2 protein-coding genes are annotated in these 2002 nt (G+C 38.1%); both read right to left on the bottom strand.

Annotated features, from left to right (window positions below; all coding sequences use genetic code 11):
* Window positions 1-315 precede the first annotated feature (315 nt).
* Window positions 316-765: a hypothetical protein gene (locus tag LRP50_RS25145; protein WP_274167131.1), complete on the bottom strand. Its 450-nt coding sequence runs from the start codon at window positions 763-765 to the stop codon at window positions 316-318.
* A 7-nt stretch (window positions 766-772) separates the two neighbouring features.
* On the bottom strand, window positions 773-1678 hold the full coding sequence (locus LRP50_RS25140; protein ID WP_274167130.1) for an RHS repeat-associated core domain-containing protein: 906 nt from the start codon (window positions 1676-1678) through the stop codon (window positions 773-775).
* Between the last annotated feature and the right edge of the window lie 324 nt (window positions 1679-2002).

Here is a 2002-nt window from a genome sequence, read left to right as displayed (position 1 = left end):
TTGGAATGTGTTTTTTGGCGAAATTCATTAGATCAAAAGGGTCGATGCGCGTCCTTCTCATTGTTTAGAAAAGAGATTTTGAGGGGATTCGCTAGCGACAGGTGTTAGCTTCTATTTGAAGCACTTTACGTAATATTGGTGACAATGTCCTGTACTTTTGCGCCTGATATGCGATTCAAGTCCCCGACACTACTACCAGTACCTTTTGCATTTATGTGTTCCTACGCCATCATAAGCAATCATTATCACGTGGTTTACATATTAATAGTAATAGAGGGAAAACACTGTCAATGTATGAAGTGGCGGAGCAGAGTGTTATATTATCTCTAGTAAGCTATTATATATTGACAAAATGCGATGCTTGTTTTTTTTATGATTCTTTTCTTTTTGAATGAAGTGATCTATATCTTTTATGTCGCAATATTTTTTATCCAGCCTTGTCTCTTTTTTTAATAGGAGTTCAATATTTTCCGGTTTGGTTTGATGGGTTAGGTTATGTGATTTTGTTATTATTTCTTTTAACATACACCTTCTTTCTTTTTTGTTATAGAATCCGTATCCATCTTCTTTTTCCAAGTAAAATGATTTTAATTCATTGTTAAGGCTGTCAAGATAGATATCTTCTATGTATTCATTTATCCATGCATCTCTGTATTCGATATTTTCGTTTATAAACTCTAATATAATTATTCTCTGAGCTTGAGAGATATAAAATATTTTCTCCTCAAAGCTTCCTTTGTAGGATTTAATGTCGACGATTGACATTATCTCTTTACTCCGTGACGTCAATTATTTTATTTTGATGTGTTTTTACAAAATTCATCGTTCTTTCATAAAGATCTGAGTGCTTTGACTTCAATAATGTCAGATTTAAAACGACATTATCAGATTGCTCAAGGTGTTTATTTAAGGACTCAAAAAATTTCCTTTCGGTTCTAGTCGGCTTTAAAGATAGTTGCCTTATCATACCTTCATTAATTTCACTACCAAAGTCGTCAAATGTTTGCCCCTTGTAAGGGCCAGATATAGATACAAAATCTCCTTTGGAAGCGTCTAGACTTTGTCTCTGATATCTTTCAAAAAAGCCGAACATATCTTCAATTTTATACGCTGTCAATGCTTCTTTATTACGATATCCACCAATGTCTGGATCGAATGCTAACTGTTTTATTCTCGCTTCTGGATCATTTTTTCTAAGTGATTTTATCTCATTTATTTTCTGTAGTGTTTGCTGACCGTCTTCAGTTGGGCAGTTTCCTTCACTCTGGATCAATCCCGTTGGGTCTATCCACCTAGTTGGATTCTTAACATATTGGTAGCTATTTAGGCCGCCAGCTAATCCAATAGGGTCAGATGTTATAAACCTACCTGTCGCTGGGCTATAGTAGCGATGTCGGTTGTAATGTAGGCCGCTTTCTTCATCAAAATACTGCCCTTGAAAGCGCAAGTTGCTGGTGACTTTCTCTGTCCGCTTTAAGGCTAAGTTGCCATACGCTTTATAGTCTACGGACCAGACAACTTCTCCCGATACGCTCGTAATTTCTAGTGGGGTACCGAGCTGATAAAAATAGGTCTGTTGGTTGTTAGCCCCTTCACCATCTATCAGAGCTAAAGGACGGAAGCTACGATATTCATAGAGGTAGGTTTGGTAGTGTTCGACATTGTCGGTTTCTACCAATAATTTGTCGGCCTGTCAGATAAAATCCGTAGAGCTTGTGTTGCCAGCTCTATCAGTGATGGATTTGGAAATCCTTCGCCCAAACGCGTCATATTGATAGGAAGCTTTTGAGCCATCGGGTTTTTCCAGCTGAATGAGCCTGTGTTGACAGTCATAGGTCTAACTGGAAAAGAGCTGCCACCTTTTCCTCTTGCTTCCAGTGTTAGCCTGCCAGATTCATCGTACTGATAATGGCTGTCTCCCTGAAATGGCGATTTTTAAAGTGACTGATGAGATGGACGCTCCCAAATACGGCGTCATGCGCCAAACTGAGATTGCGACAAA

Source organism: Enterovibrio gelatinilyticus (assembly GCF_028683095.1).
Classification (GTDB): domain Bacteria; phylum Pseudomonadota; class Gammaproteobacteria; order Enterobacterales; family Vibrionaceae; genus Enterovibrio; species Enterovibrio gelatinilyticus.
This window is presented reverse-complemented; position numbering and strand designations above follow the sequence as displayed.